Genomic DNA, 1,613 nt, shown 5'->3' with positions numbered 1-1,613 from the left:
CAGGTCGAGAAAGACGCTGGTGATCGTCCCCTCCGCCACCTCGCCCCGCTCGTTGAGCAGGACCGCCTCGTCCACCCCCTCGGGCAGCGCGGCGCGCGCAGCGTCGTGCAGCGGCCGCCGCGTCGACTTCACCGCGAGCCACGGGTCCCCCGAGAAGAGCCGCTCCCCGGCCAGCGCCACCGCCCACGCCGCCTTCCCCACCCCGAGCGGCGCCGCCGTCGCCTCCGCCGCTCCGTCGAGCGCCAGCGTCAGCCGCACCCGCAGCGCCCCCTCGCCCGCCACCCCGGCCAGCGCCCGCTCCACCGCCCGCTCCACCGCCCCCTCGTCGAAGGCGATCCCGAGCGCCGCCGCCGACCGGCGCAGCCGGGCGAGATGCGCCGGCCAGCGCACGAACCCGCCCCCCGGCTCCCAGCGGAAGGTCTCGATCAGCCTCAGGTCGGCGGGAGCGGAGCGGCGAAGCGCGCTTTCCACAGGGCCTCCTCATATTCGGCCGCGGCGGTCGAATCCGCCACCACGCCGCCCCCGACGTTGAGGACGGCCTCCCCGCCCGGATAGAGCGCCAGCGTGCGGATCGCCACGTTGAACGACGCCCGCCCGTCCGGCCCCGCCCAGCCGACCGCCCCGCAATAGGCGTCGCGCGGCCAGGGCTCGAGCTCGCGGATGATCTCCATCGCGCGGAGCTTCGGCGCCCCGGTCACCGACCCGCAGGGGAAGAGCGCGGCGAACACCGCCGAGAGCCTCGTCCCCGGCAGCAGCCGCCCGGTCACCCGCGACACCATCTGGTGCACCGTCCGGTAGCTCTCCACCGCGAAGAGCTCCGGCACCCGGACCGAGCCGACCTCGGCGATGCGCGAGATGTCGTTGCGCAAGAGGTCGACGATCATCAGGTTCTCCGCCCGGTTCTTCTCGTCGCGCCCGAGCGCCGCCGCCAGCCTCGCGTCGCGCGCCGGGTCGGGGTCGCGCGGCGCCGTCCCCTTCATCGGCCGCGCCTCGATCCCGCCCGCCCCGTCGAGCGCGAAGAAGAGCTCGGGCGAGCGCGAGAGGAGCGTCGCGCCCGGCAGCACGACCAGCGCCCCGTGCCCGACCGGCTGGCCGGCGCTCAGCCGGGCATAGAGCGCCGCCGGCGACCCGCCCCAGCCGCCGCGGAGCGGCATCGTCAGGTTCGCCTGGTAGATGTCGCCGGCGCGGATATAGGCGCTGACCCGCGCGAAGGCGGCGGCATGGGCGGCCGCGTCCCACTCCGGGCGGAGCGGCCCGAGCCAGCCGCCCGGCGCCGCCGGCACCGCCGGCCCCGGCGCGTCGAAGACGCCGAACTCGACCAGCGGCAGCCGCCGGCCGGCCGGCAGCAGCGGCAGGAGGCGCGCCTCGAAGCAGTAGCCGAGCTCGTAGGCGGCATAGCCCGCGACCCACCGCCCGCCCGCGAGCGCCCGGTCGAGCGCAGCGAGCGCGCCCGGCACCTCGTCCGGACCCCGCGCGGCGACGATCTCGACCGGGCGGGCGAACCGCGCCGGCCCGCCGCCCGGTCCGCAATCGAGCTCGATGAAGTCGGCCAACCCTGCCCCCGCTCCCCGCGCCCCCGCCAGATGCGCCCGCGAAAGGGCCTGGTCAATGGC

The 1,613-nt window shown here is 77.1% G+C and carries 2 protein-coding genes; both read right to left on the bottom strand.

Annotated elements, in window-relative coordinates; translation table 11 throughout:
• Positions 1-471 (bottom strand): aminotransferase class IV (locus Q0112_RS14585; RefSeq protein ID WP_297976510.1); only part of this gene is annotated, 471 nt, incomplete at its 3' end.
• On the bottom strand, positions 432-1,541 hold the full coding sequence (locus tag Q0112_RS14580) for an aminodeoxychorismate synthase component I (protein ID WP_297976513.1): 1,110 nt from the start codon (positions 1,539-1,541) through the stop codon (positions 432-434). The genes Q0112_RS14585 and Q0112_RS14580, both read right to left, overlap by 40 nt.
• Positions 1,542-1,613 lie beyond the last annotated feature (72 nt).

Source organism: uncultured Amaricoccus sp. (assembly GCF_937858865.1).
In the GTDB taxonomy this organism is placed as follows: domain Bacteria; phylum Pseudomonadota; class Alphaproteobacteria; order Rhodobacterales; family Rhodobacteraceae; genus Amaricoccus.
Note: the sequence above shows the minus strand (reverse complement) of the source record. Positions and strands in the feature narration are given on the sequence as shown.